The organism is Virgibacillus salarius, assembly GCF_039521925.1.
Taxonomy (GTDB): domain Bacteria; phylum Bacillota; class Bacilli; order Bacillales; family Amphibacillaceae; genus Virgibacillus; species Virgibacillus salarius.
The window spans coordinates 1-661 of record NZ_BAAACY010000101.1; the positions used below are offsets into that span (position 1 = coordinate 1).

At 40.8% G+C, this 661-nt stretch carries 1 protein-coding gene; it reads right to left on the reverse strand.

Annotated features, from left to right (window positions below):
- Window positions 1-661: AMP-binding protein (locus tag ABDZ84_RS13440; protein ID WP_343781884.1), on the reverse strand; the 661-nt coding region annotated here is incomplete at both ends.

The window sequence follows — 661 nt, forward strand, 5'->3', positions numbered from 1 at the left end:
TCGATTGGTAATGTCGTAGAAAAAGTCGTATTTTCGGTTGGGCCATAACCATTAATGATCTGTATGTTTGAACAATGACTACGAACTAGTTGAATATGCTTTGTAGATAGGACGTCTCCCCCAACGAGGAGGCATCGTAGATGGCGAAACATATCTGGCTTCTCCTGTGCTAATTGATTAAACAACGCAACCGTTAGCCACATTAAAGTGATGGAATGCTTCTCGATGGCGTTTTCTAATTTTTCTACCGAAAGGATGGTCTCTTTCTTCGTTAAATACAGACTCTGTCCATTTAATAGACTTCCCCATATCTCAAATGTTGAGGCATCAAACACGAGTGATCCTGTCTGGAGGATTCGATCGCCTTCATTGAATTGGATATAGCTTGTATGCTTAACGAGACGGACGACATTTCGCTGTTCGATTAGAATTCCCTTTGGTTCTCCTGTACTCCCTGACGAATACATGATATATGCTAAGTTTGTTGGATGGTGTTCAATAGATAAATTGCTCGTATTTCCGACATACAAGCTCTCATTCGTTATATCCAACCGCTCTCCAGAAAATGCGCCCAATTTCTCTGCGTCATTATCTGTCAACACCAGCTGAGCATTACTGTCTTTCAACATATATTCGATTCGCTTCATCGGGTAAGTTTTAT